At 72.6% G+C, this 24,908-nt stretch carries 33 protein-coding genes; 8 read left to right on the top strand and 25 right to left on the bottom strand.

Annotation, left to right across the window (positions count from 1 at the left end; genetic code table 11):
- Positions 1–328 precede the first annotated feature (328 nt).
- Together IF30_RS0114755 and IF30_RS47795 are read left to right on the top strand one after the other, a co-directional pair.
- Positions 329–718 carry a hypothetical protein gene (locus IF30_RS0114755; protein WP_030237407.1) on the top strand — a complete coding sequence of 130 codons (390 nt, stop codon included), beginning with the start codon at positions 329–331 and terminating at the stop codon, positions 716–718.
- A 91-nt stretch (positions 719–809) separates the two neighbouring features.
- Positions 810–1,043, top strand: a complete 234-nt coding sequence (locus IF30_RS47795) for a hypothetical protein (protein ID WP_158835055.1) — start codon at positions 810–812, stop codon at positions 1,041–1,043.
- An 18-nt stretch (positions 1,044–1,061) separates the two neighbouring features.
- Here the strand turns inward: IF30_RS47795 and IF30_RS0114750 are convergent, their stop codons facing one another.
- The 3 genes from IF30_RS0114750 to IF30_RS0114740 form a co-directional block, all read right to left on the bottom strand.
- A complete protein-coding gene (locus tag IF30_RS0114750; protein WP_030237404.1) occupies positions 1,062–2,075 on the bottom strand; it encodes a hypothetical protein in 1,014 nt (337 codons plus the stop codon).
- A gap of 167 nt (positions 2,076–2,242) precedes the next feature.
- Complete coding sequence (locus IF30_RS0114745) at positions 2,243–2,668, bottom strand: hypothetical protein (protein WP_030237402.1); 426 nt, start codon at positions 2,666–2,668, stop codon at positions 2,243–2,245.
- A gap of 117 nt (positions 2,669–2,785) precedes the next feature.
- Positions 2,786–3,079 (bottom strand): hypothetical protein, encoded by a 294-nt coding sequence (locus IF30_RS0114740; protein WP_158835052.1) that lies wholly within the window; start codon positions 3,077–3,079, stop codon positions 2,786–2,788.
- A gap of 134 nt (positions 3,080–3,213) precedes the next feature.
- On the opposite strand from IF30_RS0114740, the gene IF30_RS43570 reads away from it, so the two are divergent.
- From IF30_RS43570 to IF30_RS46670, 3 genes are all read left to right on the top strand, one after another.
- Positions 3,214–3,978, top strand: coding sequence for a hypothetical protein (locus IF30_RS43570; protein ID WP_158835049.1), 765 nt, complete (start codon positions 3,214–3,216; stop codon positions 3,976–3,978).
- Between the two features lie 51 nt (positions 3,979–4,029).
- Complete coding sequence (locus IF30_RS46675) at positions 4,030–4,560, top strand: hypothetical protein (RefSeq protein WP_030237394.1); 531 nt, start codon at positions 4,030–4,032, stop codon at positions 4,558–4,560.
- 243 nt (positions 4,561–4,803) lie between these two features.
- Positions 4,804–5,316, top strand: coding sequence for a Pycsar system effector family protein (locus IF30_RS46670; RefSeq protein ID WP_234322701.1), 513 nt, complete (start codon positions 4,804–4,806; stop codon positions 5,314–5,316).
- Between the two features lie 210 nt (positions 5,317–5,526).
- On the opposite strand, the gene IF30_RS0114720 is transcribed toward IF30_RS46670, so the two are convergent.
- From IF30_RS0114720 to IF30_RS47770, 22 genes are all read right to left on the bottom strand, one after another.
- On the bottom strand, positions 5,527–6,309 hold the full coding sequence (locus IF30_RS0114720) for a hypothetical protein (RefSeq protein ID WP_030237389.1): 783 nt from the start codon (positions 6,307–6,309) through the stop codon (positions 5,527–5,529).
- 213 nt (positions 6,310–6,522) lie between these two features.
- Positions 6,523–7,374, bottom strand: a complete 852-nt coding sequence (locus tag IF30_RS47790; RefSeq protein WP_051710299.1) for an AAA family ATPase — start codon at positions 7,372–7,374, stop codon at positions 6,523–6,525.
- Positions 7,371–8,105, bottom strand: coding sequence for a hypothetical protein (locus IF30_RS47785; RefSeq protein WP_030237384.1), 735 nt, complete (start codon positions 8,103–8,105; stop codon positions 7,371–7,373). Before IF30_RS47785 ends, IF30_RS47790 begins: the two co-directional genes overlap by 4 nt.
- A 91-nt stretch (positions 8,106–8,196) precedes the next feature.
- Positions 8,197–8,934: a hypothetical protein gene (locus IF30_RS0114705; RefSeq protein WP_030237383.1), complete on the bottom strand. Its 738-nt coding sequence runs from the start codon at positions 8,932–8,934 to the stop codon at positions 8,197–8,199.
- Between the two features lie 114 nt (positions 8,935–9,048).
- Positions 9,049–9,573, bottom strand: coding sequence for a hypothetical protein (locus IF30_RS0114700; RefSeq protein ID WP_030237380.1), 525 nt, complete (start codon positions 9,571–9,573; stop codon positions 9,049–9,051).
- Positions 9,574–9,756: 183 nt separating this feature from the next.
- Entirely contained in the window at positions 9,757–9,969 is a 213-nt protein-coding gene (locus tag IF30_RS0114695) for a hypothetical protein (protein ID WP_030237377.1), read from the bottom strand.
- Positions 9,966–10,259 (bottom strand): hypothetical protein, encoded by a 294-nt coding sequence (locus IF30_RS0114690; RefSeq protein WP_030237375.1) that lies wholly within the window; start codon positions 10,257–10,259, stop codon positions 9,966–9,968. Before IF30_RS0114690 ends, IF30_RS0114695 begins: the two co-directional genes overlap by 4 nt.
- Before the next feature lie 137 nt (positions 10,260–10,396).
- Positions 10,397–11,446, bottom strand: coding sequence for a hypothetical protein (locus tag IF30_RS0114685; RefSeq protein ID WP_158835046.1), 1,050 nt, complete (start codon positions 11,444–11,446; stop codon positions 10,397–10,399).
- 38 nt (positions 11,447–11,484) lie between these two features.
- Positions 11,485–12,015, bottom strand: a complete 531-nt coding sequence (locus IF30_RS41485; protein WP_037899997.1) for a hypothetical protein — start codon at positions 12,013–12,015, stop codon at positions 11,485–11,487.
- A gap of 484 nt (positions 12,016–12,499) precedes the next feature.
- Positions 12,500–12,895: a hypothetical protein gene (locus IF30_RS0114675; protein ID WP_030237369.1), complete on the bottom strand. Its 396-nt coding sequence runs from the start codon at positions 12,893–12,895 to the stop codon at positions 12,500–12,502.
- A gap of 249 nt (positions 12,896–13,144) precedes the next feature.
- A complete protein-coding gene (locus IF30_RS0114670) occupies positions 13,145–15,415 on the bottom strand; it encodes a hypothetical protein (protein ID WP_030237367.1) in 2,271 nt (756 codons plus the stop codon).
- A gap of 127 nt (positions 15,416–15,542) precedes the next feature.
- Positions 15,543–17,993, bottom strand: coding sequence for a hypothetical protein (locus IF30_RS43565; RefSeq protein WP_051710296.1), 2,451 nt, complete (start codon positions 17,991–17,993; stop codon positions 15,543–15,545).
- Between the two features lie 125 nt (positions 17,994–18,118).
- The gene (locus IF30_RS0114655; RefSeq protein WP_030237361.1) at positions 18,119–18,646 is read right to left on the bottom strand and encodes a hypothetical protein; all 528 of its coding nucleotides are present in this window, start codon (positions 18,644–18,646) and stop codon (positions 18,119–18,121) included.
- 89 nt (positions 18,647–18,735) lie between these two features.
- Positions 18,736–19,248, bottom strand: a complete 513-nt coding sequence (locus IF30_RS0114650; RefSeq protein ID WP_030237360.1) for a hypothetical protein — start codon at positions 19,246–19,248, stop codon at positions 18,736–18,738.
- 2 nt (positions 19,249–19,250) lie between these two features.
- Positions 19,251–19,862, bottom strand: coding sequence for a hypothetical protein (locus tag IF30_RS0114645; RefSeq protein ID WP_030237358.1), 612 nt, complete (start codon positions 19,860–19,862; stop codon positions 19,251–19,253).
- Positions 19,855–19,998 carry a hypothetical protein gene (locus IF30_RS47780; protein WP_158835043.1) on the bottom strand — a complete coding sequence of 48 codons (144 nt, stop codon included), beginning with the start codon at positions 19,996–19,998 and terminating at the stop codon, positions 19,855–19,857. The genes IF30_RS0114645 and IF30_RS47780 overlap by 8 nt, the downstream gene beginning before the upstream one ends.
- A 45-nt stretch (positions 19,999–20,043) precedes the next feature.
- Positions 20,044–20,505 (bottom strand): hypothetical protein, encoded by a 462-nt coding sequence (locus IF30_RS0114635; RefSeq protein ID WP_030237356.1) that lies wholly within the window; start codon positions 20,503–20,505, stop codon positions 20,044–20,046.
- Complete coding sequence (locus tag IF30_RS0114630; protein WP_030237355.1) at positions 20,505–20,759, bottom strand: WhiB family transcriptional regulator; 255 nt, start codon at positions 20,757–20,759, stop codon at positions 20,505–20,507. The genes IF30_RS0114635 and IF30_RS0114630 overlap by 1 nt, the downstream gene beginning before the upstream one ends.
- A gap of 106 nt (positions 20,760–20,865) precedes the next feature.
- Positions 20,866–21,153: a hypothetical protein gene (locus IF30_RS0114625; protein ID WP_030237353.1), complete on the bottom strand. Its 288-nt coding sequence runs from the start codon at positions 21,151–21,153 to the stop codon at positions 20,866–20,868.
- Positions 21,154–21,878: 725 nt separating this feature from the next.
- Positions 21,879–22,172 carry a hypothetical protein gene (locus IF30_RS0114615; protein WP_030237350.1) on the bottom strand — a complete coding sequence of 98 codons (294 nt, stop codon included), beginning with the start codon at positions 22,170–22,172 and terminating at the stop codon, positions 21,879–21,881.
- A complete protein-coding gene (locus IF30_RS47775) occupies positions 22,172–22,330 on the bottom strand; it encodes a hypothetical protein (RefSeq protein ID WP_158835040.1) in 159 nt (52 codons plus the stop codon). The genes IF30_RS0114615 and IF30_RS47775 overlap by 1 nt, the downstream gene beginning before the upstream one ends.
- A 95-nt stretch (positions 22,331–22,425) precedes the next feature.
- Entirely contained in the window at positions 22,426–22,629 is a 204-nt protein-coding gene (locus tag IF30_RS47770) for a helix-turn-helix domain-containing protein (RefSeq protein ID WP_030237347.1), read from the bottom strand.
- 270 nt (positions 22,630–22,899) lie between these two features.
- On the opposite strand from IF30_RS47770, the gene IF30_RS0114600 reads away from it, so the two are divergent.
- From IF30_RS0114600 to IF30_RS0114590, 3 genes are all read left to right on the top strand, one after another.
- Positions 22,900–23,433, top strand: coding sequence for a UTRA domain-containing protein (locus tag IF30_RS0114600; protein WP_030237345.1), 534 nt, complete (start codon positions 22,900–22,902; stop codon positions 23,431–23,433).
- Positions 23,430–24,227 (top strand): GntR family transcriptional regulator, encoded by a 798-nt coding sequence (locus IF30_RS0114595; RefSeq protein ID WP_030237342.1) that lies wholly within the window; start codon positions 23,430–23,432, stop codon positions 24,225–24,227. The genes IF30_RS0114600 and IF30_RS0114595 overlap by 4 nt, the downstream gene beginning before the upstream one ends.
- A 351-nt stretch (positions 24,228–24,578) precedes the next feature.
- Positions 24,579–24,851 (top strand): hypothetical protein, encoded by a 273-nt coding sequence (locus IF30_RS0114590; protein ID WP_158835029.1) that lies wholly within the window; start codon positions 24,579–24,581, stop codon positions 24,849–24,851.
- The last annotated feature ends 57 nt before the right edge of the window (positions 24,852–24,908 follow it).

The following is a 24,908-nucleotide window of genomic DNA, read 5'->3' as shown; positions in this document are numbered from 1 at the left end:
AGTTTCGTCGACGAAACCGGCCAGCCGGGAGTCCCGTCTCGCCGCCCCTTGACGACCACCTTCGGCCCGCGCCGCCCGTCCACAGCGGGGCACCGGGCGGCCGGGCCCGATGGGGCTGGTCCGGCGACCTCCTTCCCCGCCTTCCCGTAGCCGGCTCAGGCGTTCGCGCGTTGGACCAGGCATGAGCAGCACGATCTCCAGTGGGCGCGGCAGTCGACGCCGGGTGCCGTTGGGCCCCCAGGCGGAACGAGTGCTAGTCACCCTGGCTGGCCAGCGGCGGGGTCAGCCGCCCACAGTCGGCCATCAGTTGACCTGCGAGGAAGCCGCGGTGCCACCGGGTGGCGACCTGCGGGACGGCCTCGAACGGCACCTGCGGCACACCGCCGAACTTCGCGATCTCTTCAGCGACCTGGACGAGGACGTGCTGGCGGAGGCGGCCACGGAGGCCCGCGGGGACGGCGCGGACCCGGTCGCGGCGGTCGACCTCCTGGTGCGCACCCTCCGGCACGCGCTGACCGAGTGGGACGTGCGGATCGCGGAGCTCGGGCAGACGTTCACCACCCTGCTCCCCGACCGGCCGTTGCCGGACTGGGCGAAGTCCGAGGGGTCCATGGAGGACGTACGCCTGCGGCAGGCCGAGCACGCCCTGGCCCAGGCGGTCATCCGGTACCACCACGGCGGAGTGCCCCGCAGGGACCCGCGGCCCCGCCCTTGGTGACCGGCGCCCGGGCCTGCCAGCGCGCAGCCGTGTCCGGCGTGTCGCCCGCCGCCGTCGACCGCGAAGCGGCTCCAGCGGGCAGGGTGTCGCCATGGCCCGACGACGAGCAGTCCTCCACCGGCGGCGGCAGGCCCGCTTCGGCGCCAGCCCGATGCCGCAGCCCTCACCGAACGGCTCCGTCGGCGGGCGTGCCCCGCAGACGACGCTGGCCAAAGGTCAGCCCGCCTGCTGCGCGGCGACGCTGACCACGAGCGTGATGGACGGCGGCACAGTCCTGATGCTCACGCGGCACACCGCCGACTGCCCGGTGTGGGTTGCACGCTGAAGCAGGACGCTCTTCTCGCTACCTACCGGGCGGCAGAGCGGCAGTCGCGGCGTCCTTGGCCGCCGACAGCGCCTCGGCGAGGGAGGCGGCCACCGCAGAGGCCTTCTCGGTCAGCGGGTTGATCTCGCCGACCGCGAGCGTGGACGCCGCCGTCTCGGCAACCAGGTCCATGAGCGCCTCGCTGCGCGCTTCCACCTGCTCCACGGCCCTGCGCTCGGCCGCGATCCGGTCGACCTCCTGCGCCCGGCTGGCGTACGCCTCCAGCGCGAGGACTTGCTCCTCGAGGGCGGAGCGCACCGTGGCCAGTGCGACCTGCTCCCCCTCCAGCAGCTCCTGGATCGTCGTCGCCCCATCGGCGCCGTCCGCCCGGGTGCTGGCGGCCTGCGCCCGGCTGAAGCGGTGCAGGGACTGGGCGATGGACCAGATCCGCTCCGGCAGCTGCACGCGGTTCGCGGCGCCCAGGCCCTCCATGTCCTGCGTGTGCAGCCGGGAGCACAGGACGGTGTCGGCGGCCTGCTGCGCCCGGCTGAGGAGCTGGACGGCGTCGGCGCTGAGCCAGCTCGGGTGGACGTAATGCCCGCGGGCCTGTCCGAGAGCCTTGTTCATCCGGCGGTTCTGCGACGCCTGGAAGCCGACCGCGACAACGGCGCAGCACGCGCCGGCGGCGGCGACGGTCGCGCCGCCGGTCTGGAGCAGGTCGAGGGCGGAGCGCGCCAGGGTGTCGATCTGCTCCGTGCGGTGGCCGAGGTCGGTGTCGGGAGCCGCCAGGGGTTGCCCGAGAAGGTGTTCTGCCAGCCAAGTTCCGGCGCTGACGATGACGCCGGACACCACGGCCTTGAAGGACTTGCCCAGGATGAAGCGGCCCTCGGTGCTCGAGACGGTGAGGGTCTCAGTGCTGTCGTCGGCGAGCAACTGCGGAACGGCGTCGGCCAGGTCAGCGACCATGTGCACGACCGACTCGGGCAGGGCGGGGTCGAAGGCCGGTCGCGCCACGGCCTCCACGGACGGGGGCTTGTCGAGGTTGGCCGTCACGTCAGAGGCCCTTTCACGTCGAGGAGTTCCGGCGCGACGGGGGTTACCCGGCCGGGCAGGGCTGTACGCCGGAGACTGATCGGTCGTGGGCTGCTGCTCGGCCCACGACCGACCTGTGCGCATGCTAGCGGTCGTCACCGACGGAGCCAGCCCGATTTCCGGGAGTTCTAGCCGGGGGTGCCGACCGTCCAGCCGACGAGTCCGGCGACGGGCCCGCGCCAGGTGGGCAGGGGCACCTCGGCGCCGCCGGCCCGGTAGGTCGCGTCCCGCAGGTGGATGAAGGGGCTGTCCTCGTCCGGCCGGGGCCGGTTCTGCTCACTCGCCCGGTCGTCCAGCGCCCCCATCGCTCCTCCGGCGACGTTGCGCAACGCGCTCGACTGCTGCTTGAGCTGCTTGAGCATCAAGCGCTCCCACTGGTCGAGCGTGACGATCGTGCCTGTGACGATCGCGCCGGGGACGATGAGGGTGACCTGGAGGTCCTCGTCGGTGTGCTGCACCCCAAGGCGGAGGAGCTCCAGGTAGGGGTCGGGGTGCCTTGCCTCGCGGTTCTCCAGGGCACGTTCGGCAGCGGCTGCCGCGTCCTTCCACCCCATGCTCGGCTCCTCGCTACCAGTGGTCTCCCGCTCGCATTGTGGACCATGCGGCAGGTGCCCGGTAGCCGCTCGCGGCAGGGGAGCGTCTGGTGCCAACCGGCCAGGGAGGCCCAGTTCTCACGGGCGCCGCCGGCCTCGGACGTAGTCGACCACCGATCCAGCGCCTCCGTAGCCGAGCAGCGCGACCAAGACCGCCATGATGAGCTGCCCGGCCATCTCGTCCTGCCGCCCGGTGGCCAGCAGCCAGAACGCGGGAGCGGAGAGCGCGAGGACGGCCTTGGCGATGTCGGCATACTCGCGGGCCCGGTCGGGCGCGGCGTCGCGGCGCCGATGTTCTACGGCCACCACCGCCACTGAGACCGCGAGCGGCCACCACCACCCGAGCAACACCGCATCGACGATCGAACCCATAGCGACGATCTTGCACCATGCCGCAGACACCCGTCGCCGCCTCCGGGAACGCGATCGCGCCGGGGAGGGAAGCTTCTCGGCCACCATGTGTCTAATGAATTGACATGTCTAGTGATTAGACACAACCTGGAGGCATGAGTACTCCACGTGACCAGACGATGGCGGAATTGCGAGCGTGGGGGGCCAAACCGCCCGGCGAGGTCCGGGCGGATCTCGTCGCCCGCGCCTGGCGCGCAGGCAACCGCAACATCGCGGCGCTCGCCGAGGCGGCCCGCACCACCCGCCAGACGATCTACACCGACCTCGACTCCCACGGGATCGACGCCCGTGACCGGACACAGGAGACCACCGTGTTCCAGAAGATCGAATACCAGGGCATCACCGGCACCGCCGACACCCACATGGACCAGATCCGACGCCTCCACCACGACATCGCGGCGCGAGGTGGCAGCCAGCAGGAGCAGTCCCAGGCGACCCGGCTGGTCATGGACCTGTACTTCCCGCTGCGCTGGCACAACACCCTCGTGGAGCTGCTCCCTGCCGAGAGCGAGGCCCGCGCCGAACGGGACCGCGCCCTCCACCAGGTCGAGGTCACCTGGAGCGCCCTGTCCACCACACCCAACTTCCAGGCCGCCCACCACTCCTGGATCGTCGCCCACGACAAGGCCCACAAGGCCATCTCGGCCTGGGAAGAGGCGGCGCAGGCGTGCTACGCCGTGCCGGTCCCGGATCAGGGACAGTTCGCCGTCTACGCCGAGACCGTGCCCGGGGAGCAGCGCCTGACCCCGCTGTCGGACCCGGCCGTGGAGGCCGCCCGGCTGCGCACCGAGTTGGACACCGAGCACGAGCGCCGTCGCGCGCTCACCGCCCAGACCCTGCTCAGCCCGTCCGGCCAGTAGCGGCCGGACAGGCGCCCAACACACTCGAGCCCGAAAGATCAGGAGAACGAGATGACCGGTCATGACGGAAGCCCGGTGTACGTCGCGCTGCTCGGCAGCACGACCTCATCCGTCGCCGAGAAGATCCCCTTCGCCCGACAGGAGCACGCCGAGGCCCTCACGCAGCAGTGGGCCGAGGACCGCGACCGCCCGGCGGTCGTCGAGGTCTGGCCCCGGGAGCGCTGGCAGCAGCACGGACCCGGCGTACTGCTGGCGATCCGGCAGGCGGTGCCCGCCCGGGTGCGCATCCTCGCCCTGGGGCCGCGCGCGTGGTCGCCGGACGGCCGAGAGCTGGAGACGTGGCTCAGTCGCTCCGAACGCTGGTCGTTCGCCTGGGACTTCGAGCGGGACCGCTACACCAACCAGCCGGGGGTTGCGCGCGTCGAGCATCGGCCCGGCTCCAGTGCGCTGACCGAAGCCTCCGCCCGCGGCACCGACGAGATCGCCGTGCGGACCGCGATGGCGAAGGCCTGCGTCGAGGCTCAGCGCATCTGCGGCGAGAGCCCGTATCGGGACCTGTGGGAGGCGGCCCGCCGCCGGTAGCCCCGATCCGACGCCCGACCACACCAGGGCCGACGGGTCTGGGCAGGACGGCCCCCACGCGCCAGCCCCCGACCGATCACACCACCTGTGGCGGACCCGCAAGAGATCGCCAGCAGATACCGCCTGAACACCCGTTAGGCCCATACCCTCCGGTCGGTGGCTGGCCGGAGGCGAACCGGGCGGGCCGACCGTCGGCACGCCCTTGCCCCGTCGCTCCGGCGGCGGGCACCTCGGGAGGGAACCATGCAACCCACGACCAGTACGCAGACCGAGCCCAACGCGGCCGACATCCCCGAACAGCCGTCGGCGCCGAGCGCCACCGCCGCCCAGTACGCCGCCGCCGACAAGGCCGTCACCGCCGAGGTGGCCAGAACGGACGGGAAGGCCGGTGCCCTGTTGACGGCCCTGGCCCTGCCCTTCGCCGTCCTCGTTGCCGTCGTACCCGGACACGACCTCTCGCCGCTCGCCGCCGTCCTCGTGGTCACCGGCGGTGCCGGCTTGGTCCTCGCCATGACCGTCGCCCTGTCCGTCGTCCGCCCCCGCCTGGCACCCGCCGCGCCCGGCACCTGGGTCCACTGGGCCGGATGCGACCGCGCCAGCCTCGACGCGGACCTCGCGGCACCCGACCCCGCTGGCCGCATCCTCGCCCTGTCGGGTATTGCCCGCGCGAAGTACGTCCTGCTGCGCCGTGCGGTGGACATCACCGTCGTCTCGCTGGTTCTCCTCGCGCTCGCCCTGCCCGCGGGGCTGATCTGACCCATCGGCACCGGACGCGGACAACGAAGGTGCGGGACTCCCGAAGAAGGGGTCCCGCACCTTCCTGCTGCTCCCGGGCGCGCGTCTGCGGTGCACCCGGTTGCCGGGTGGCGAGCCGCCGCAGCTGCGTTCGGCGTGCTGGCCGTACAACGACAGAAGGCCCGCCACCGGGGACGGTGGCGGGCCTTCTGCGTTCATGCTCTGCCGGAATCAGCGGCCGGTGCCGACGGGGCCCAACGGCAGCTCGCCGATGAGGCCCAGGCACAGCTGGCGCTCGCCGCGCTCGCGGACGAACCCGGTGCCGTGGCAGAGGCAGTCCGCCGGGTGGCCGGGCAGCAGCTCGCCGCGTCGGCACCCCAACGGTTCCAGGTTGAGCTGCGCACCGTTCTCCTCTCGCCCGGCCAAGGCCACCCGAACCTCGCCCGACCCCTGGCACCCTCCCGGGCACTCGACGGAGTGCGGGCCGTTTCGCAGCCAGTCCGCGTAGGCCGAGCGGAGCCACACCCGGGCCTCCTGATGGTGCAGCGCGTCCAGGCCGCGCAGCTCGCGCAGACGGTTGGCGAGCTGCGCGCACTCGGTCGGGCTGTGGATGTCCGTCCCGGACTGCAGGGCGACGATGTCCAGCATCACCGCCTCGAACAGCACCGCCTCGAACTGCCGCTCGCGCAGGGTCTCCGCGGCGACGATGCCGGGGTGGCAGCGGTCGGCAAGATCGCTCTGCATCCACAGGTGGTAGGCGATCGCCGCCTGCCTGGACAGACGGGGCACGGACGGGTTGTCCGGGTAGGCCTCGCGGGCAGCGGCGGCGGCGAGGGCCTCGGTCCGCAGGTTCGCCTCGGGCTGGTAGCGGATGCGCTGACCCGCGACGACGACGTCGAATGGCGCGCAGCAGGCGGCCATGACGGCGAGGGTGTCGGCGACGTCCTGCGGGTCGCCGTCGGTGGGGTCGACCGGCAGGGTGGCCTCGGGCACGGTGAAGGCCTCGGTGCTCATCGGTGGGTGCTCCTCGCGTTCTGGTTGTGCTCGCGTCCGGCTGCGGGTGCGAGCTGGTGACGTAGTGAACCCGGCATTCCTTGATGGATCGCTTGATGCCGGGAGCGCTCGGGATAACGACTGGGCAACGGCCTGTCGGGCTCCCCAATTGGGGAGCCCGACAGGCCGTCAAGGTGATGGGCTCGCCCACCTTGATGGCAAGCCCACTGCTGGTCAGAAGGGGTTGCACGCCTCGCAGCGCGGCTCGTCGCGGGGTGCGCCCTCGTGTACGGCGAGCAGGTCGCCCGCCCCGCGCACGGGCACCCAGGCCGGATCGGGGCAGCCCGCTTCGCAGTTCGCCAGCGCCTCGAACCCGCCGTCGCCCGGCTCGCCACCCGCCCGGTGCCGCAGCTCCAGCCCCTCGCTCCCCAAGGACAGGCGGCCCGGCGTGACACCGTCGCGGTTCCGTTCCTCCCAGACGAACAGGCGGGCGAGATCCGCCCCGAACACGTGCCGGGCCTCGACGTCCACCTCCACCGGATTTCCCTCCCCCACCGCCGTGCGGCGCAGCAGGACGGTCAGCAGCGGAAGCGAGGAGAGGGTGCGGACGTGGTCGATGCCCTCGCTCTTCAGGTCCGTCAGCGCGGCGGTGATCCGCTCGTGCTGCTCGACGACGACGGCCTCGGGCACCCTCGGCCCGGGCGGCCGGCGCGCATTGCGCGCCAGCGCCACCAGCAACGGCGTATCCGCCACGATCGCGGCCACCGGCACACCGCGCTGCTGCGCCCGGCGGATCAGCTCGGCCCGGTGCTCCTTGAGCGCGTTGGTGGCGTCCACCACGGTGCTGAGGGAGCGCAGCATCCGCTCCTCCAGCAGGGAGTGCAGGTAGGCCCACGCGGGCAGGTCGGCCAGCTGGTTGCCGCGGTCGCCGGAGACCAGGCCGCGCAGCCGGTCGGAGCTGAGCACGTCGTCGTCGTCGAACGCTCCGGCCAGAGCCGACTTGCCGGAGCCGGAGCAGCCGATGATCAGGACCAAGCTGGGGTCGGGCAGGCCGAACGCGGCCAGGGTCTGCTTCGTCCCGATCACCGCTGCGCCTCCATCCCGGTGGCCAGCTGGGCGAGGACGTGGGCGCGCGGGTAGTCGGTGCCCTCCAGCTGGAGGCCGGCGGCGGCCGTGGCGCAGGCGAGGTCGAGCAGGTTCCGTACCGTACCCGCGGGCACGCCCTGGACGAGCCTGGCACCGAGGGCGCTGCTGGCGGCGGTGAGGGCGCTGTTGGCGCGGGCGAGGTCCTCGTAGGCGAGGAGCCGGTGCGCCTCGTCCAGCAGCAGCGGGTCGAGCTCCGGGGTCTGGGGGGTGGGGCGGGGGCTGGTGCGGTAGTGGGGGACCGGGTCGGCGGCGGGCAGCAGCACCCGGCTGTGCGGGTCGAGCTCGACGCCGTCCTGGTGGTAGACCCCCTCGGGGAGCCGGTGTTCGTCTTCCCAGGCGTCCAGTTCCTCCGGGTCCAGGTCGGTGGGCGGGGTCAGGCCGCCGTAGCGGTCGCAGGTGATCCCGGCGGCGGCCAGCTGGGTGTCGCCGAGCTCGCCGACGATGTGTTCGGTCGCGGCGGTGACCTTGTAGACCTCGGGCTGGGGCAGGTGCGCGAAGGCCTCGTCGTACTCGCGCAGGAGCTGTACGAACAGCGCCTGCCAGCCGGGCGGCATGGCCTCCAGGAACGCCCTGCGCAGGACGAGGGAGTCGGCGTAGGACAGGCCGAAGTAGGTGTGGATGTCTTCGCCGGACGGCAGCGGGTGCTCCGGGGCGGGGCGGTTCGGGTTCATGGGGTTCCTCGGGTAGTTCGGCGCTGAGCGCCGGTGTCGGTGATCGGGGAAGAGGGCCCCGGGTGCTCGGGCGGCGCCCGGGGCGGAGCGGTCAGGCGGCGGTCCGGGGCCGGTCGAGGCTGTGGCCGCGCAGCGCGAGCAGCACGTAGTCGGTGAGGCGGTCCTCCAGAAGCGCGGCGTCGGCGCGGGCGGAGGCGCGCATGGCGGCGTAGTGGGCGGCGCGGGGGCCGAACTCCTCGGCGGCCGGCAAGGCGGCGTCGACGGCCAGCTGCCGTACGGCGCTCAGGGCGGCGTCGCGGCGCGAGCGGCGGGCGGCGTCGGCCGCCCGGGCCCGGGCGTTCACGGCGCTGGTGTGCCCGTGGTGGGTGCACAACCGCCACGTCTCGTACGCCTCGTGGCCGGCCGCCGGGTCGGCGGCGTAGCGGCTCGCCCAACGGTGGGCGAGCTCGGGCAGCTCCTCGATGAGGACGAGGACCTGGGCGGCGCGGGGACCGAGCGCGAGCCGGGCGTCGGTCTCCTCGACCACGCGCAGCGCCCGGGTTCGGACCTGGTGCCGGTAGCCCGGGCCCCCGGGGGCGCTCTCGCCGACCGGCTCGACGGCGAACAGCCGCACCGGCCAGGTCCGCCCTTCGAGGGCTTCGCCCGCGGCGGTGGTGAGGGTGAGGGTGAGGTGCTCCCCGGACCACCAGGTGCCGGGGGCGCCCGGGTTGGGGTGGCGGACGATGCCGTTCGCGTCCGGGGTGAGGAGGTTGATCGGGATCGTGCTGCCCGGGCCGGCGGGCACGGTGCCGTCGGGGCGGGTGGCCAGGTAGTGGGTCGTGGAGGGCACGGTGGCGGTCCTCTTCTGTCGCGGGTTCCGGTCCGGATGGCCGCGCCCCGCACCGCGCGTCGCCCGCTCACGTGGGCGGGGGCCGTGCGGTGCGCAGCGTGGTCATCCGGACCGTCAGGCCGCCGGTGCGGAAGGTAGGCCGGGCAGTGGCACCTGGCCGGGGACCGGCGCGACGGGGGTTGGACCGGATCCACCGGTGCGGGCAGCGCTGTGGGCGCGGTCCTCGGCGTCGCAGATCGGTCTGCCGGGCACGGGCTCGCTCCAGCCGCTCGCGACGGCGACCTGGATGCTCGTGTCGATGCTGGCCCAGCCGCAGTAGTCCTCGTCCTCGAACTCGCGCCCGCACACGGTGCAGTGGGCCGACCAGGACAAGCGCGGCCTCACCGCGCCGATGGAGATCCGGTACTCGGGGACCCACACGCGGCCGTTGTGCAGGACGACGGCGTGCCCCACCGGGCCGCCGCCATCCTCGGCATCGGCGAGGGCGGCGAGCGCGGCGTGCTGGGCCGCGGTGATCAGCGCGGTGCCCTGGTCGGGCATCGGCCGATGCTGGCCGGTGGCGCTCATCCACAGCGCCCACTCGGTGCTCTCGTCGCCGACCAGGTCGGCGCGCTGGAACGGGTCGGTAGCGGCGGTCATCAACGTCTCCAGGCTGGTGTCGAAGGGCGTGGCGCCGCCGTCCGGCCGACTGGACGACCGAACGGCGGCGCCACGTTGCGGGCTGGGAGTCGGCGAAGCGGCCGGACCCCCCGTCAGGGGTGGGCGGTGTGTGTCTGGCGAGAGCTCGGGTGCTGCTGAGCGGTTGGGCCCCGGCTCGGCCTGCTAGCCCCCGGCGATCACGCGGGCCATCGCCTCGAAGGCGTCCAGGGTCCGCGGATCGTACGGGCCGAACTCGGCCCGGCGGCGCTGGGCGAGTTCGTCGTAGAGGCGGGCAGCCTCCCTGAACTGGCCCCGCTCCTCTGCTTCTTCGGCCTGGGCCGCGAGCGGGTCGGTGGCGGGCTCGTCTCCTGCTGCGCCCCGGTCGGCGGGGGTCACTCGATCCTCCAGCCGCCGGCGTCGGCGGCCTGCTGGGCGTCCAGCGCCAGCTCTTCGAGCAGGCCACTCCACTCGGCGCCGAGCCGGACCTCGCGGAGCGTGTTGTGAATCTCCTGCGCCTCGCCGGCGCTGAGGAAGAAGTGGTCGCCGGTCCAGTCGCCTTCGAGGGCGGTCAGGAACCTCTTGACGGTGGCGCTGTCGCCGATTCCGGCCGAGCGCAGCGCCTCGGCGAAGGCTTGGCTGGCGGTGCAGCTCACGTGGCCTGTCGTGGTGCCCCAGTGGAGACCCATGGTGTTCTTCCTTCCTGATGCCGCTCCCCTGGCGGGCAGCGGTTCTGATCCGGCCGGACGGCCGCGCCGCCCCTCACGTCCGTCGGCCCGATCTGCAGGGCCAGGGACGTGACGAGCAGCGTGATCGCCCGGCCGGATCAGGACTGCGTGCCGGCGCTGCTGGTGGCCAGGACGATCGCGGCGGTCAAGCCGTTGATGGCGGTGGTGACGGCGTAGGCGTCCGGCGAGAGGCAGTCGGCGTCGACGCGGCGGGTGAGCGCCGCGAGCGCGATGGCGCGCGGGTCCGTCCCGGCGGCGGGGCGGGCCGGCGGGACGGGGGCGTAGCGGGCCTTGGCGATGTCCGCCAGGTCGGAGAGGGCTCCGACGATCCGCGCGGTGCCGGTCGGCAGGTCCTCGGCTTCCCGGACGGCGAGCGCGACGTGCTCGAACCTGGTGTCCCAGGTGGCCTGGACCTCGTTTCCGTTGCCGTCTTCCGCGGCTTGTAGCAGCAGGGCGGGCACCAGGAACAGGCCCCGGCCGACCTCGGAGCGCCGGACGGGGCTGATGCCGAGCTTGTCGAGCAGGGTGTTGATCTGGTCGGCCTGGTGGCGAAGGGCGGTGTGGGTGTCGGCGTCCTGTTCCGCGCGCTGCTGCTGGTAGGTCGCGTCGGCGTCGGCGAACCAGGCGGGCACGGCGGTGTCCGCGGCGGGGACGGCCGCGGCGGTACCGGCCGTCCGGGCGGAGGTGTCGGGCCGGGCGGGCAGGCCCTCCAGCACCGTCTCCCAGCTCTGGAACGGCAGGGCCTTGTCGTCGATGTAGGCCAGGGCGCCGAACTTCCTGGAGGTGACGAGCAGTTCGGGGCCGTGCCAGTAGGCGCGCTCGGGGTCCTGGTCGTCGACGATGACCTCCCAATGGAGGTATTCGCGCAGCCACTGGGCGATGGCCTCGTGTTGCCGGGGGTGGCGGGCCGTCATCACGAACAGGCTCCAGCCGGCCCTGAGCAGCCGGTGGAGGGCCTCGATCGCGCCGGGGATCGGCGGCCCGTAGATGGCGCCGTCGCGCCATCCGTCGAAGTCGTCGTGGATGACCTGGTCGAAGTCGATGCCGATGGTGAAGGCGCTGGGCGATTGGCGCTGGGCGAGGTCGGTGGCGCGGGTGGCAAGGGCGGTGGCGACGGTGAGGGCGGTGGACATGGCGGTTCCGTTCATGGCGGTGGTGGTTGAGGGTGGCTCGGGCGCCGGACTGCTCAGGTGCCGAGCAGTCCGGCGAGGATGCCGCCGGGCCACAGGCACGCCTCGATCACGGCGGTCAGGAAAAGGGCGAAGAACCAGCCCCGGCCGGTGAAGCGGGCCAGGCGCCGCAGAGTGGGCTGCCGGGAGCGGCGCAGCAGCCGCTGCAGGAGGAGCCAGGCGCCTGCGGTGGCCGGTACGACGAGGTGGGCGAGGACGTCGCCGTGCCACTCGAGGTCGACGTAGGCGGCGACGAAGGTGAGGAAGACGGCCAGCACCAACAGGCGACCGGCCAGCCACCGGGGCCGGTCACGCCAGCGCATCTTCTCGGCGGCCCGGCGGCGCTGGCGGGCGAGGTACTCGGTGCGGGCGGAGCGCAGGAACACCCGGCGGTAGCGGTAGGTGTTCCGCAGAGCGTCCCGGAAGGGGGGCCAGGTGGTGGCGAACTGCCCGTGGAGGTCGCCGAGTGCGGCGTCGAGGGCGGCTCGGGAGAGCTCCCGCTCGCGGTCGGCGGGGTTGGTCGGCGGGTGGATTTCGGGCTGGGTCATCGTTGGTCGGGGGCCTCTCAGAGGGGCGGGTCGGTTGGATTTCGGCTGGTCTCGGCGGCCCGGAAAGGGGCCGTCCGGCAGGCCGCGTTCGCGGCCCGACTGCCCTCGGGTCGTAACGTTGTGTAGCCGAATTAGGTGTGGCGGGGGCTGCGCAGCGACGGCCGGCCCGAGTCTTCGGGGGCCGCCGGCGTCACCGCTCGACGGGGCGTCCGGGGCCGATCGGGGAGGGCCTGTCGGGCTGCTCTCGACCTGCTTTGGGGTTGCTCTTGGCCTGCTGGGAGGCTTCGTGGCTGAGCAGGTCGAGAGCAGGGCCTGAGCAGCCTGAGAGCAAGCCGAATACGGCTCTGACCTGGGATGCAGCAGGGCAAGGAGGTGAAGGCCGAAGGTGTGGCCGGCCCTTGGATCAGGCGGCTGTAGGAGGTTGCCGGCCCCCGCCGCGCGGACCCGGTCCATTCCGGCACGCGCGGCGGGGCCCGCTGGTCCGTCAGGACTGGGCAGGCGGCAGTTCGCCCAGCACCACGCTTCCCGCGAGGCGACCACCGTGGGTGACCAGCCAGGCAGCGGCGGCGCTCAGGATCAGGCCGTGCTCGCCGGTGGCGTTCAGCGGCGCGGTGTCGATGTCGGCCATGAACTCGGCGGGGTCGAAGGGCCGGACGAAGTCGGCCGTGGCGTACTGGATGACCCTCTGGGAGATGAGGTCGAAGAGCAGCAGCTTGCCCGCCGGGGCGTAGCCGCGGTCGTCCAGGACCCGGCACATGCGGGTGTGCTCGTCGCCGCCGACCAGCAGCTGGTCGACGTCGCGGTAGAGGACATAGGTGTCCGGCCGCAGCTTGGCGGGACGGGCCGTGACGGCCTCCGGTTGGGTGGAGTTGTACTGCATGACGTGGTCCTCCTCGGGGTGGCTCCGGCCGGTCGGCCGGGCCGGTCACCGGCACCGAATCCCTGCCCGACCGGCTGCCGGGCGGCAGGTTCGGTGCCGGTGGCCGGGCTGAGCGACCGGGCGGGGGTGTGTGCCCGCGGTGAGCGGTGGGCGAGGATGGTGACCGGGCCGGGGACGAGACCGGCCCGCGCGCCTTCGGGCGCTGGCCCCCGGGGTGGCTCCAACATCCCGGGGGCCGAGCATTTCCCGTTACCGAGAGCGACCGGCGCTCACGGGCTTCAGGTGCGGCTCGTCGGTCTCGATCGCGTCGCGCACCCGCTGGCAGGTGTTGCGCGCGGACTCCTCGGTACCGGTCACCAGACCCTTGGCGAAGAGCGTCGCGTAGATCTGCTTCGCAGTCGGGCGCCCTTGGAGGGCGTCGTACAGTGGGCGGACCGCAGCCTTGCGGGCGAGCATGAGCGCGGCGTCGCTCATCACCTGGGCACCGTGGGCGTCGACCGGTCCGCCCGCGCTCGCGGGAAGCTCAGGGTGAGCGCTGGCAGGCCCCTCACCTGCGGAAATAGCCCGCTCATGTGAGCGCTCGCCGTGAGCGGCCTGCGCGGGGAGCAGCACCGCCTGAGCGTTGGGCAGATTCTCCACGCTCGCCTGCGGGCGCGAGGGGAGGTCGTCGTGCCCGGCGTCAGGTCCGTCGACGAGCGGACCGCCCGGGGCCGCGGGCGGCCTCTGCTCGCCGTGAGCGCCGCCCCGCCCGTCCTTGGCGTGGTCCATGAGGGCGTGCACGCGCCAGATGACCACCGGCACGACCAGGGCGAGCGGAACGGCGACCGCCCAGTGGACTCGCCACTGTCCGTCACTGTTCTGCGTGGTGCCGAGCAGGTGGAAGTCGGCGAGGATCGCGGCGACCTGGCAGGTGGCCATGACCCCGAGCGCGATTGCCATCTCCTTATGCACCTTGCTGCGCGCGGAAGCGAGCACCCAGGCGTCGACGCACACCGCGATCAGCCAGGCGAGCGCGTCGTTCACGCCGGACATCGCGGCGAGCTGGTGCTCGCGCTGGGCGGTGTAGGCGATGCCGGCCACCAGGACGGTGGTCCGCAGGAAGGCGGGCACCTGCTCCTGGCCCCAGCGCCATGCCTTGCGGATCTTGCCCTGTCGCCGTGCGGCCTCGGCGGCTTCCCGGCGCTGCTGCTCCTGCCGCAGCGCCTTGACGGCCGCAGCGGCCTCGCGGACGTGGCGGTCCGCCTCCTCGACGCGGTTGTCGGCGTCGGCCAGGATCCGGTCCGCCTCGCGCTTGGCCGTGTTGATCGCGCGCTCGGACTCGGACTCGGCCCGGCCCCGGGCGGCAGCGGCCTTGCGGAGCTCCTCCGCGATCGTGGCCTCCGCCTGCTCGCGCAACCGCTGGACCGCCTCGGTGCCGCGCTCGCGGATCTCGGCGGCCTCGCGGGCCGCCTCCTCCCGGATCTCGTGCGCCTCGGCGGCCACCTCCTCCCGGAGCAGCTGGGCCGCTTCGGCCGCCTCCTCGCGGATGCCGTCGGCCTCGCGGCGGGCGGCCTCGGTGAGGCGCTCGCGGTTCTCCTCGGCGTCCTGCCGGGCCTGGTTGGCCTGGGCGTCGGCCTCCGCCACCATCTGCCGGGCGGTCTCGGCGGCCGTGGTGCGGATCGTCTCGGCTGCCTGGGCCGCCTCGGTCAGCGCGGTCTCGGCGGCGGTGACGGCGGTGCGGTGGATCTCGTCGGCCTGGCGGCGGCGGTCGGCGACCAGGTCGTCGGCCTCGGCGCGGGCCTCGGCGGTACGCGATCGGACCGTCTCCAGGTACCGGTTGGCGGCCTCGATCCGCCCCTGGAGGTCGGCGAGGTCGTCGGCGCCCTTGGCGGTGGCCTGCTTGGCCGCGCGCTCGGCGTCGGCCAGCAGCCGCCGGGCCTGCGCGTCGGCCTCCTCCGTGATGGTCTCGGCCGCGGCGCGGGCCCGCCGCTCGGCCTCGGCGACCAGGGACGCGGCTTCGGCGGCGGCCTGGGTGCGGACCGTGTCGGCCGCGCTCGTCGCCTCGGCGAGCAGCTCGCTGGCGCGCTGGGTGGCGTCCTCGACCAGCTGGTCAGCCTGCGCCTCGGCCTCGGCGGTGGACTTCTCGCGCTCGATCCGGGCGGCGTCCTTCGCCTCGAAGAGAACCTGGTCGGCCTTCTTCTGTGCCTCGGCCAGGATCTGATCGGCCTGCAGGTTGGCGGCGCCGGTCAGGCGCTCCGCAGCCTCGTCGGCCTCGGCGCGCAGGTGCTTCGCCTCCTCGGTCCACCGGGCGGTGGTGGCCAGGTGCGCGGCGGCGGTCGCCTCGGCGCGGGCCAGCAGCCCGGTGGCGCTCGCCTCGGCCTCGGCGAGGACCTGGTCGGCCTGCTGGCGGGCGTCGGCCAGGATCGCCTCCGTGTCGGGAAGCGGCGGGGAGGGGTCCTGCTGCGTGACGGCGGGACTGGAGCGGGTGGCCGCCTTCGGCGTGCTCGGGGCGGGGCGGGTGCGGTTGCGGGTGCGGGTCATGGCGGTGCTCTCCCGTCTGGGGGGTGGAAGGGGTGGTCGGTGAACCGGAGCCCGTCGATGCGGGCAGAAAGGCCAGGGGTGCCCGGCCGACGCTGCGGCGGGGCACCCCTGGCTGGCTGAACTAGGGTCAGCGCTTCTCGCGGGCGGTCTTGGCCTTCTCCAGGGCCTTCTCCAGGGCTTCGCGCTTGTAGCCGCTGGCGTTCCGCTGGCCCTCGACGGCCCCGAGGGAGACGGTGTTGCCGCAGCCTGCGTCCTTCAGCAGCTGGCGCAGCTCGTCCGCGTCGATGCCGGCGAACTCGCCGGGGCTGGCGTCGGGGTGGTCCTCGTCGTAGTCGCCCTCGCCCTCACCGCCGATGTGCCGGGCTAGCAGGGCGAGCGTGGCGCGATCGGTGCCCAGTTCATCGAGCGCGGTCAGGCAGGCCCGCACCGCGCGGACGGCTTCGGACTCCAGCTGCCGGTAGTCGCCGGCCGCGTCGCCGGACAGCGTTCCGGCCTGCTCCCGCTGCGCGCGGGCGCGCTCGCACACGGCGTCGAATTCGACGCTGGTCAGGTAGTCCGTGGAGACGATTTGCCAGTGGTGGCCGACGGCGATGACGGCGATGGCGACGTGATCCTCCGTCAGCACGGAGGCGTCGGCGCCGGCGTCGCTGGCGAGGTCGCCCAGGCACATGCGGCTGCTGCGCTTGTCGGGGCAGCGCACCGAGACCCGCACCCCGAACATGTCGCGGAATCCCGTCGGAACTTCCTCGCCGTCGGGCCGCTGGGTGCCGCAGACGAGGAAGACGCCGGCCGCCGGGCCGCCGCGCAGCAGGTTCTTCAGCCGGGAGAGGACTCGTTCCCGGCGCTTAGGCGACATCGCGAGCAGGTACATCTGCAGCTCGTCGATCACGCACAGCAGGATCGGGAAGCCGTGCTTGCGCGCCAGCTCCGGGGTGAGGCGGCCCTCGGGCACCAGGGAGATGTCCAGCTGTCCGAGATCGGCGTAGCGCTGCTCCATGTCCTCGGTCAGCTCGTCGAGCATGGCCTCGAACTGCAGCAGCTCCTGCTCGCCCAGGCCCTCGGTGAAGCGGTGCGCCACCTTCTTGGCGCTGCGCCAGTCCGCGCCGCGCTTGGCGTTGGCCAGGTAGAGCCGCACGCCCGGGTCGAGCAGTGCGGCGGCGACGGCGATCCGCATGGCGAAGGTTTTGCCGAACCTCATCATCCCGCTGAAGAACATGCTCGTGAACCCGCCGGCGAACTGGGTCGGCAGGTCGCGGCGTTCGGCCAGGATCGTCTGGCCGAACGGGACGCCGTACCAGAAGTCCCAGAAGTCGGCGTCGGCGAGCAGGCTCTGCGCGTGGCCGACGGCCAGGTACGGGTCCTCCTCCGCCACCCACACGTTCATGCGGCGCCCGTGGCCGCCCTCGGCGGCCGGGACCTCGCGGATCGCGAGTTGAGTGGTGGGGATCGACAGCTCCGCGGCGACGACGTCGGCCTTGGCCAGGACGTGCCGCACCAGCTTCCCGCCGCCGGGCGGCAGGTCGACGGTCACCGTGTAGCCGTTGCCGATCCCGTAGTCGGGCCGGGTGACGACCTGCACGCTCAGCGGCTCCCGACCCCGCTTCGGCTGGGGCAGCAGACCGGCCGCGGTGAGCGCCGCGTTCAGCAGGACGACCTCCTCGGGCAGCTCGTCCGGCTGCTCCTGGAAGGGCGGCTTGGTGAAGTCCGGCGGCACGGGGCCGGCCTGCCCCTCGGCACCGGGCCGGGGGCCGGCCGCCGTGCCCTGCGCACCCGGGCCAGCCGACGACGGACCGGCCTGGGCCTGCGGGCCGGGCGCCGCAGCCGCCGCATGCTGCGCGGAGGGCTGGTCGGCAGCGGGCGCGCCGGGCTCGTAGTTGAGGGGCTTGACCTCGGGGTCGGAGGAGCGCCAGTCGAGGCGGCCCTTGGCCCACGCCGCGGCCAGGACGCCCCCGGCGGTCAGCGACGGCATCAGCAAGCCACCGATCTCGAGCTCGGCGAAGCCGACGACCAGGCCGAGCGCAGCGGTCGCCCACCGGCGCCGGTTGCTCACCCGGCGGCGGTGGTTGGCGAGGTCGGCGGCCGTCGGCTGCCGGTGGCCGGTGTAGGGGCGCTCCTCCATCTCCTTGGCGGCGGCCCGCCACGCCGCGGCCTCGACCAGGAGCACACCGGCCGCGTTCTGGGCCTCCAGGTACTCCTTGGGGTTGGTGCCGTCGCCCTTGACCGCGGCGACGACCTTCCCCGCCTGCTCCTCCAGCTCCTTGGCCTTCGCCGTGAGCCGGTTGACCTCCGCCGTCTGCTCGTCCTTCCACGTCTTGTGGCGGCTGTTGAGGTAGAGGGAGTGGAGGTGGTCGTCGGTCAAGTTGCAGGCCTTCAGCCAGGTTCCGCGCTCCTCCCGGATGACGCGCAGGCCCGCGCGGGTGGTGGACGCCTGACGGCGCAGGCCGTCGGCGAGGTAGGCCAGCACCCCGGTGGCCCGGCTCGGCCGCGGCTGCTCGTTGTCGGTGGTCTGCTGCTGGTCGGCGGGGTCGTCGTCGACGAACTCGGGGTCGTAGACGATCCGCGCGGGCGTGCTGCTCACGGTCCTCCTCCAAAGGGGTTGGGGTCGGGGTGGGTTGGTCCGGGTGGTCGCGGCCGTCCACGCCCCGTGTCCCGTCGGAACGGGTGCGGGTCGTGGGCGGCCGGTGGCATCCGGGCCGGATGCTGCTAGTTGATGGCGCCGACGATCGCGGCACCTGCGCTGTTCGCGGCGGGGATGATGGTCGCGGCGACCGCGCCACCGAGCGTCGCGGACAGGCCGAGCAGGATGCCGGAGACCACGCCCCACTTCATGCGCTTCTTGGCCTGCTCCGGGACCGGCTTCCACGCGGCGATGATCGCGATGCTCACCAGGAGCAGGACGAGACCGCCCGCGCCGTCGAGCTCCAGCGGGTTGGAGCGGACGTTGAGCGTCGTGTGCCCGCCGACCAGCCCCCACATCGCCAGGCTCCCCGCTCCGTTGCCGAGCCAGGTCACGATGCCGGTGAAGGCACCGATCAGACCCGCGGTCGTGGCGGTGGTGAACGTGCCGTAGGCCATGCCGAGCACCACGGGGACGAGCTCGGTGGAGTTCCTCAGAGCCGCCTTGCGGTTCTTGACGTGGGTCGCGCCGAAGCGGCTGAGGTAGATGACCGGGATGGCCAGTCCGGTGAGCAGGCCCCCCATCGTGAGGCCGGTCGCCGGGATGTTCCACATGTTGATCTCCCATCAGGGTTGAGTGAGCAGGGCTTTTGCCGCCCGGAGTGCCGTTTGGCGACGCCGGGCGGAAGCGGGTGGAAGGACGGTCAGCTCTGGAGGTACGGCGCGCCGATGGCGTTGAGCCACGGGATCACCGTCACCGAGGCCGCGCCGACGACGCCGCCGGCCAGGCCGAGGGAGCTGCCGATCACGCCGCCGAGTGCGATCCGGCGGCGCAGCGCGGAGTCGCTGCAGCGCCACAGCACGACCAGCACGAGCAGCAGGAGGAAGACGGCGAAGCCGCCGCCGGCCTGGAGCCCGGCGGGCTGCGCCGGGGCGAGGAGGTGTTCGCTGCCGTGGCCGGTGACGGTGTTGCCGACCTTGTTGGTGGCCTTGGCGACGTTGTGCGCGGCGAGGGCCAGCAGGCCGCCGGCGCACAGGGCGGACACCAGGCCCATCAGCAGACCGGAGGTGAAGACGAGCAGGCTCGCCCAGTCGGGCGGGTGAAAGCCCTCGCGGCGCCAGCGCAGAACAGTGCGGATCGAGACGAACAGCAGGGTGCCCAGCGAGACGGCGAGTCCGCCGATGGACAGCTGCCCGGGGGTGACGGCCAGGTTCATGGTCAGACCCCCGTGAACAGGTAGCTGACGGCGTGCCGGCCGACCGGCGTCAGGACGCTTGCCTCGATCACGGCGTAGGTCAGGACCCGCACCAACCAGCCGACGTACTGGTTCTTCAGCCGCGCGACCAGTTCGCCGACCGCGGCCAGCCCGGCCGCCACCCAGACACCCTCGTAGTAGCCGGCGTCGGCCTTGTAGACGACGGCGACCAGAACCAGGCCTCCCGTCGCACGGAGAGCCTCGGTGCCTGACGTGACCACCCGCCGCAGAGAGAACCGCGGCGCCCGGACCGGCACGGCCGGGGCGCCGTAGAAGTGCTGGTGGACGACGTTGATCGAGGGGACGACCGGCGGGGCGGCGGCGGGCGCGGCCTGCCTCGGGATCGTGGCGGCAGCCAGGCCGCCACCGCCGCCGGAGCCGTACCACTGGTGCTCCGGCCCGTTCGGGCCGTCGGGCCCCGACGGCGGCGGGGGCGGCGGGGCACTGGGCGGCGGCGGGGGCGTTCCCCCGCCGCCGCCGCCCGACGGCGGCGGGAAGAACGGCGGCGGCTTGTCCCCCGAGCCCCACTCACCGGCCTTGTCGACTCGGGTGGGGTTGATCGGCGTGTCACTCATGGCAGTCCTCCTCCCGGTCGAGCCGGTTCAGGTAGGGGGTGAAGTAGAAGCGGTCGAGCACTATCGCTGCGCCCCACAGGGCCGGCGGGACGCCGCACGACAGCAGGAGCCAGAACAACTGGGAGTTCTCGGGCACGGTGCACCCTCCAAGCGGTCATCGCCCGGGGCACCCGGGCCGAGGTCAGACGGGCAGGTTGGTGGCGTGGACGAGGTGGTGGACCAGGCCCAGGCCCAGCCGGGCGAGCGTGGCCACGCCCTCGTCTCGGCGGGTGGTGTCCAGGTCGAGCAGGTGGCCGTCGAGCCTGGCCGCGAAGCGGCGCGCGGATTGCGGCGCCAGCCCCTCGCGGCAGCTCGGCACGGGCAGGGCGTACAGGCGCAGGTACCGGACCAGGCGGATCTCCGCCCGGTCGACGGCGAGCATCCGGCGCTCCAGCTGGGTCCAGGGGGCGCGGTCGAGGTCGGCCGCGGCGGCCACGAGCCGGATCGCGGCGGCCAGCGTCAGGGCCCGCAGGCCCGGCCGCCGCATCCGCCGGCCGACCTCGGCCCAGTCGGGCTGGGTCAGTCCGAAGTGCGCGGCGGCCTTCGACCCCCGCTCCGCCAACCGGCCGATCCGGGCACCGGGGGTGCTCGTCGCGGCGGCCATCAGGCGGACGTCCGGGCCCGGTTCCGGGCCGCGCGGCGCTTCATCGCCCGCCGCTCGTCCTCGCTCATGCCGCCCCAGACTCCGGCGTCCTGGCCGGTCTCCAGCGCCCACTGCAGGCAGCGCTCCATAACCGGGCAGCGGCGGCAGACCGCCTTGGCCTCCTCGATCTGCAGCAGGGCCGGGCCGCTGTTCCCGATCGGGAAGAACAGCTCGGGGTCCTCCTCGCGGCACACCGCGCGGTGGCGCCAGTCCATGGCAACTTCTCCTTCGTCTTCGGGTTGGGATGTGCTCCCGCCTCGGGCCGGGCGGGACGGCGTCCGCTGCGCCAGGCGGCCGGAGCAGCCCGGAGCGTGCGGGAGATCAGTCGTCGCAGTCGTCGTCGTGGTGGTGGTGCTTGGTCTTCGCGGGCTTCGGCGGCTTCGCGGTCGGCGCGGTGGGCTTCGCCGACGGCGCGCTCGCGGGCGGCGTCTTGCTCAGCCCGGCCACCGGCCGGGACGCGGACGTCGAGGTCTTGGACGGCGACGCCTTCGCGATCAGCTGCGCCGCGGCGGCGGGCTGGTCGCAGGTCTGCGGGCTCTGCTCGGAGCAGGCGGTCAGGGTGGCCGCCGCGATGGCGGCGGCCAGGACCAGGGCGAGGCGGGTTCGCACGGTGAGTCCTTCGGGTTGGGCGGTCCCGGGCGGCCCGGGACTGCGGGATGGTCACGCCAGGGGATGCCGGTGGTCGGTTCCGGAACTCCCCCCACCCGCCGCCAGCGGCAGATCGGGGCAACTCCGGTTTCCTGAAGGGAAGTTGGCTGCCGTCCAGGCCGGGGCCTGGACGGCAGCCAATGCTTCGGTGGGGTGCGTGACGGCCGCGCCTCCGTGCCAGGGAGTCGGGATGGCCGCTTCCCGCCCGGCCGGAAGCCGGGTGGGGCTCGCCTGGATGACGGGGAGGCGGGCCCCGAGCCGAAGGTTCGTACGTCACAAGGTGGTGGTGCACCCCGGAGCGGCGTCACGCTCGCGACCGCCGGGGCCAAACTCGTGTTGATCTCTATTGGCACGCTATGGAGTTGAGGTGAAGCAACAAGCACTTCCTTCAGGTGGTTTTCAGGCCGACCCTCCGGGTGCGGGGGTGGTGCGAGGTAGGTGCTGGGGCCCGTGGGGCCCGCCGCACCACCCCCGGCGCCGCACTGGCAGACGTGTACATGCCAGGTCGGTTCCGAGGGACAGGCGGCGGGAAGGCGAAGCCGAACTGCCGGTGGGACTGAGAGGGGGAAGCTACTGGCCGGAGCCGCCGGAGCCGCCGCTGTTCTTCTTGGCGGCGTCCTCGCGGACCCTGCGCAGCGCCTCATCGGCCTGGTTGGCCAGGGGGGCGAAGATGCTCACTTCTTGCGTCATCGGGCACCCCCGTCCTCGGTCGTGTACGGGCGGCCGAAGTTCCGCACCGTGTGCTGCTCGGAGCCAGGCTGGCTGTACGGGTCCGGGCTGTACACGCGCCGGCCGAAGTGGTCGGTCGCGGCGGGCGCGGGGTGGACCTCGCGCGGCTGGCGCAGCGCCGCCGCCGGGTCGTAGGAGTGCCAGCCGCCGGACGACGAACCACCCGTGTGGGTGGTCGTCCCCGAGCTGGAGGTGGAGGATCGGCTGGAGCCGAATCCCAGGTACGACTTCGCACTGTTGAGCAGGCCCATCAGGACGCACCCCCCACCGGCTGCTCCTGGAGCTGGGCGATCTGGTCCTGGATGTTCTGGACCTCGGCCTGGCTCTGGCTCCAGCTGTCGATCCTGTTCGCGAGCCACGTGGCATCCCCGGGCGGGGGGCCCGCGGGGTCCTGGTGCATGATGTCCATGCGAATCACTCCCTTGGGTTGATTCCGGAGACCTCGGTGACAGCTGTCCAGGCGGAGCCGAGGTCTCTTCGTTTTCATCTCGCTTTGTTCTCAGGTCAGTTGATTTCGCTCTGCCTGATCCGACGCATCTGGTCGATGGCGGAGACCAGAACCCTGATCCCTCCACCGCGCTTGCCGGTTCCGGCATCCGCCGGCGGCGCTGCGCCTCGGCGCGTGTGCGCCAGCTTTCCGGCCTTGATCAGGCGGTAGATCGTGGCGGGATGCACCTCGAGGAGCAGTGCTGCCTCCTTCACCGACACCGTCTGCTCCGGCTGGGGCTGACGTGCCGGCTTCCAGCGGCGGACCCTGCCGGGACATGCCCAGGGCCGGATCACAACGCTCCTCGCCGGTGAATCCCCAGGTACCGGCTTCCCGGTCTCCATCAGGGCTTCTTCCTGCTCGGTTCGTCCAACACCTGAACCATACTGCTTTTCGCGAAAGGTAGCAAGCTTCTCTCTGGGTCACCCCGGCGAGGACCTGGGCTTAATCTGGAAACCAGCAAGGTTGGAGCGAGGATTGGGGGGCGGCGCATGGCCGGAGCAGGGTGGACGAGCAGCTCGTCGCAGTACGCCGGTGCACAGGCACCGGGAGCGGCTTGGGCGCAGGAAGCGGCCAGTGCGGGACAGCGCGGTACGCATCGGGTCCTTGAAACGGGGCTGGTCGAAGCCCCCGAGTACGTCGCAACGCTTCTCGGCGCGCGGGCGGTCGTTCGCCGCCGCGCCATGGACCTTGACGGCCGAACGGTGGAGTTGACCGACTCCTACTTCCGCGCGGACATCGCGGCAGGGACGGCGCTCGCCCGGCCTGCCAAGATCAAAGGCGGGCCGGCGCGGGTTCTTCACGAACTCGGGATCGACACACCCCGCATCGTCGAAGAGATCGAAGCGCGGCCGGCCACCGAGGCGGAACGTGAAGCACTGAAGCTCCCGGAAAACGTCTGGGTGCTGGTCATGTACCGCACCTGCAGGACGGCCGACGACCAGCCGGTGCAGGTGGATGTGATGGTGGCTTCCGCGCTACACCAGCGCCTTCGCTACGAGATGCGGACGGACGGGATGATGTGAGCAGCGACCAGGGAAAGCCGAGGAAGGGCGACCGAGAGGATCCGCGGGCGATTCACCAGCGCATCGCCGCGGATCTTCGGGATGAGATCTTCACCGGTGAACTGCCGCGGGACAGGGACAGCAAGAAGCTGCCCTCGACGGCTGAGCTCGTCGAGCGCTTCGGTGCCTCGAACGCCACGATCCAGAAAGCCGTTGGCTTGTTGAAGGCCGAGGATCTCGTGACGGGCCGCCCCGGCGCGAGCATCACCGTGACGGCCAGGCCGCGCCAGACCATGGTTCCGGCGGCCTACTCCGCACCGGCCGAGCCGGGTGAGACGTACAGGTGGATCACGGAGGCTGAGGGCCAGGGCTACCGGGCCACTAGCGAGCTTCGCGAGGTAGGCGTGGTTGCTGCGCCTCGCGAGGTAGCGGCGGCCTTCGGCATCCCGGAGGCGTCGCCCGTGGTCTGCCGGAGCCAGGTGCTTCACCTCGATGGTCAGCCAGCCGAGCTGGTGCACTCCTACTACCCGCTGGCGATCGCAGAGGGGACTCCCCTGCTGGAGACCCGGAAGATCAAGGGCGGGACGCCAACGTTGCTCGCCGGCCTGGGCTACGTGCCTGCGCCCAAGGGAACCGTCGACGTGGTGACAGCTTGCATTCCCACGCAGGAGCAGTTTGCGGTTCTCCAGCTCCCGGGGGAGCTGGTTCCGGTTCTCCGGACTTTCCGGGTAGTGCGGACTGCGGAAGGGGTCGTGATCGAAGTGACCGTGATGGTGAAGGCTGGGCACCTGTACGCGCTCCAGTACACCTTCTGACCCACCAACCTTGCTGCTTTTTGCGAATAGCTGTAGCGTCAGGCGGGCATGATCGAGACCGCCCGGCTTCGGACCGCTCGAAGCAGGCACGGCTCGGAGGCAGGCGACACACAGCGTTGCAAGCAAACGCTTGGCGGCCACCGTGTGCGATGGGCTTAGGATCAGACGCGGACCGTCACTGGCGGCGGGAGGTGGAAGACCCGCTGAACGGTGAAGGTCCAGGAAAAGGCTCGGCCCCGTCGCAACCGCGGCGGGGAATTTGTGGAAGTCCCGCCGGTCTCGGTCACCCGGGGCCGGGGAGCCGGGGAACTGCACCGGCTCGTGCGAACACCTAGTTGGGAGGTGCGCGCTGTGCTTCAGCGTACCCGCTGGAACGCCCATCGGCGCAACAGCGGCCGGCCGATGTCGCGCGGCTGCATGCCGCGCCCGGCCAGCACAGGCCCCCTCCCCCAAATCTTCCTGCGCAGCGGCATGGTCCGCCCCGCAGGATTCACCCGCGTGTGTATCGCCCCCAGCAAGGGCTTGATCCGTTCGGGTGTCGCCGTGCTCCGCATCGTCAGGAGCAGGCTGTCGGCCGAGATCACCTCTGGTGAACGGCTTGGCCTGGAGGTCGAGATGACCTAGGCCGTCAGGGGCGGCGCCTCGTCCCGCTGACTCTCCTTGCCGGGAGGGTTGTGCGGT

Origin of the sequence: Streptomyces sp. NRRL S-350, assembly GCF_000719705.1 — a bacterium.
GTDB lineage: Bacteria > Actinomycetota > Actinomycetes > Streptomycetales > Streptomycetaceae > Kitasatospora.
This window is presented reverse-complemented; position numbering and strand designations above follow the sequence as displayed.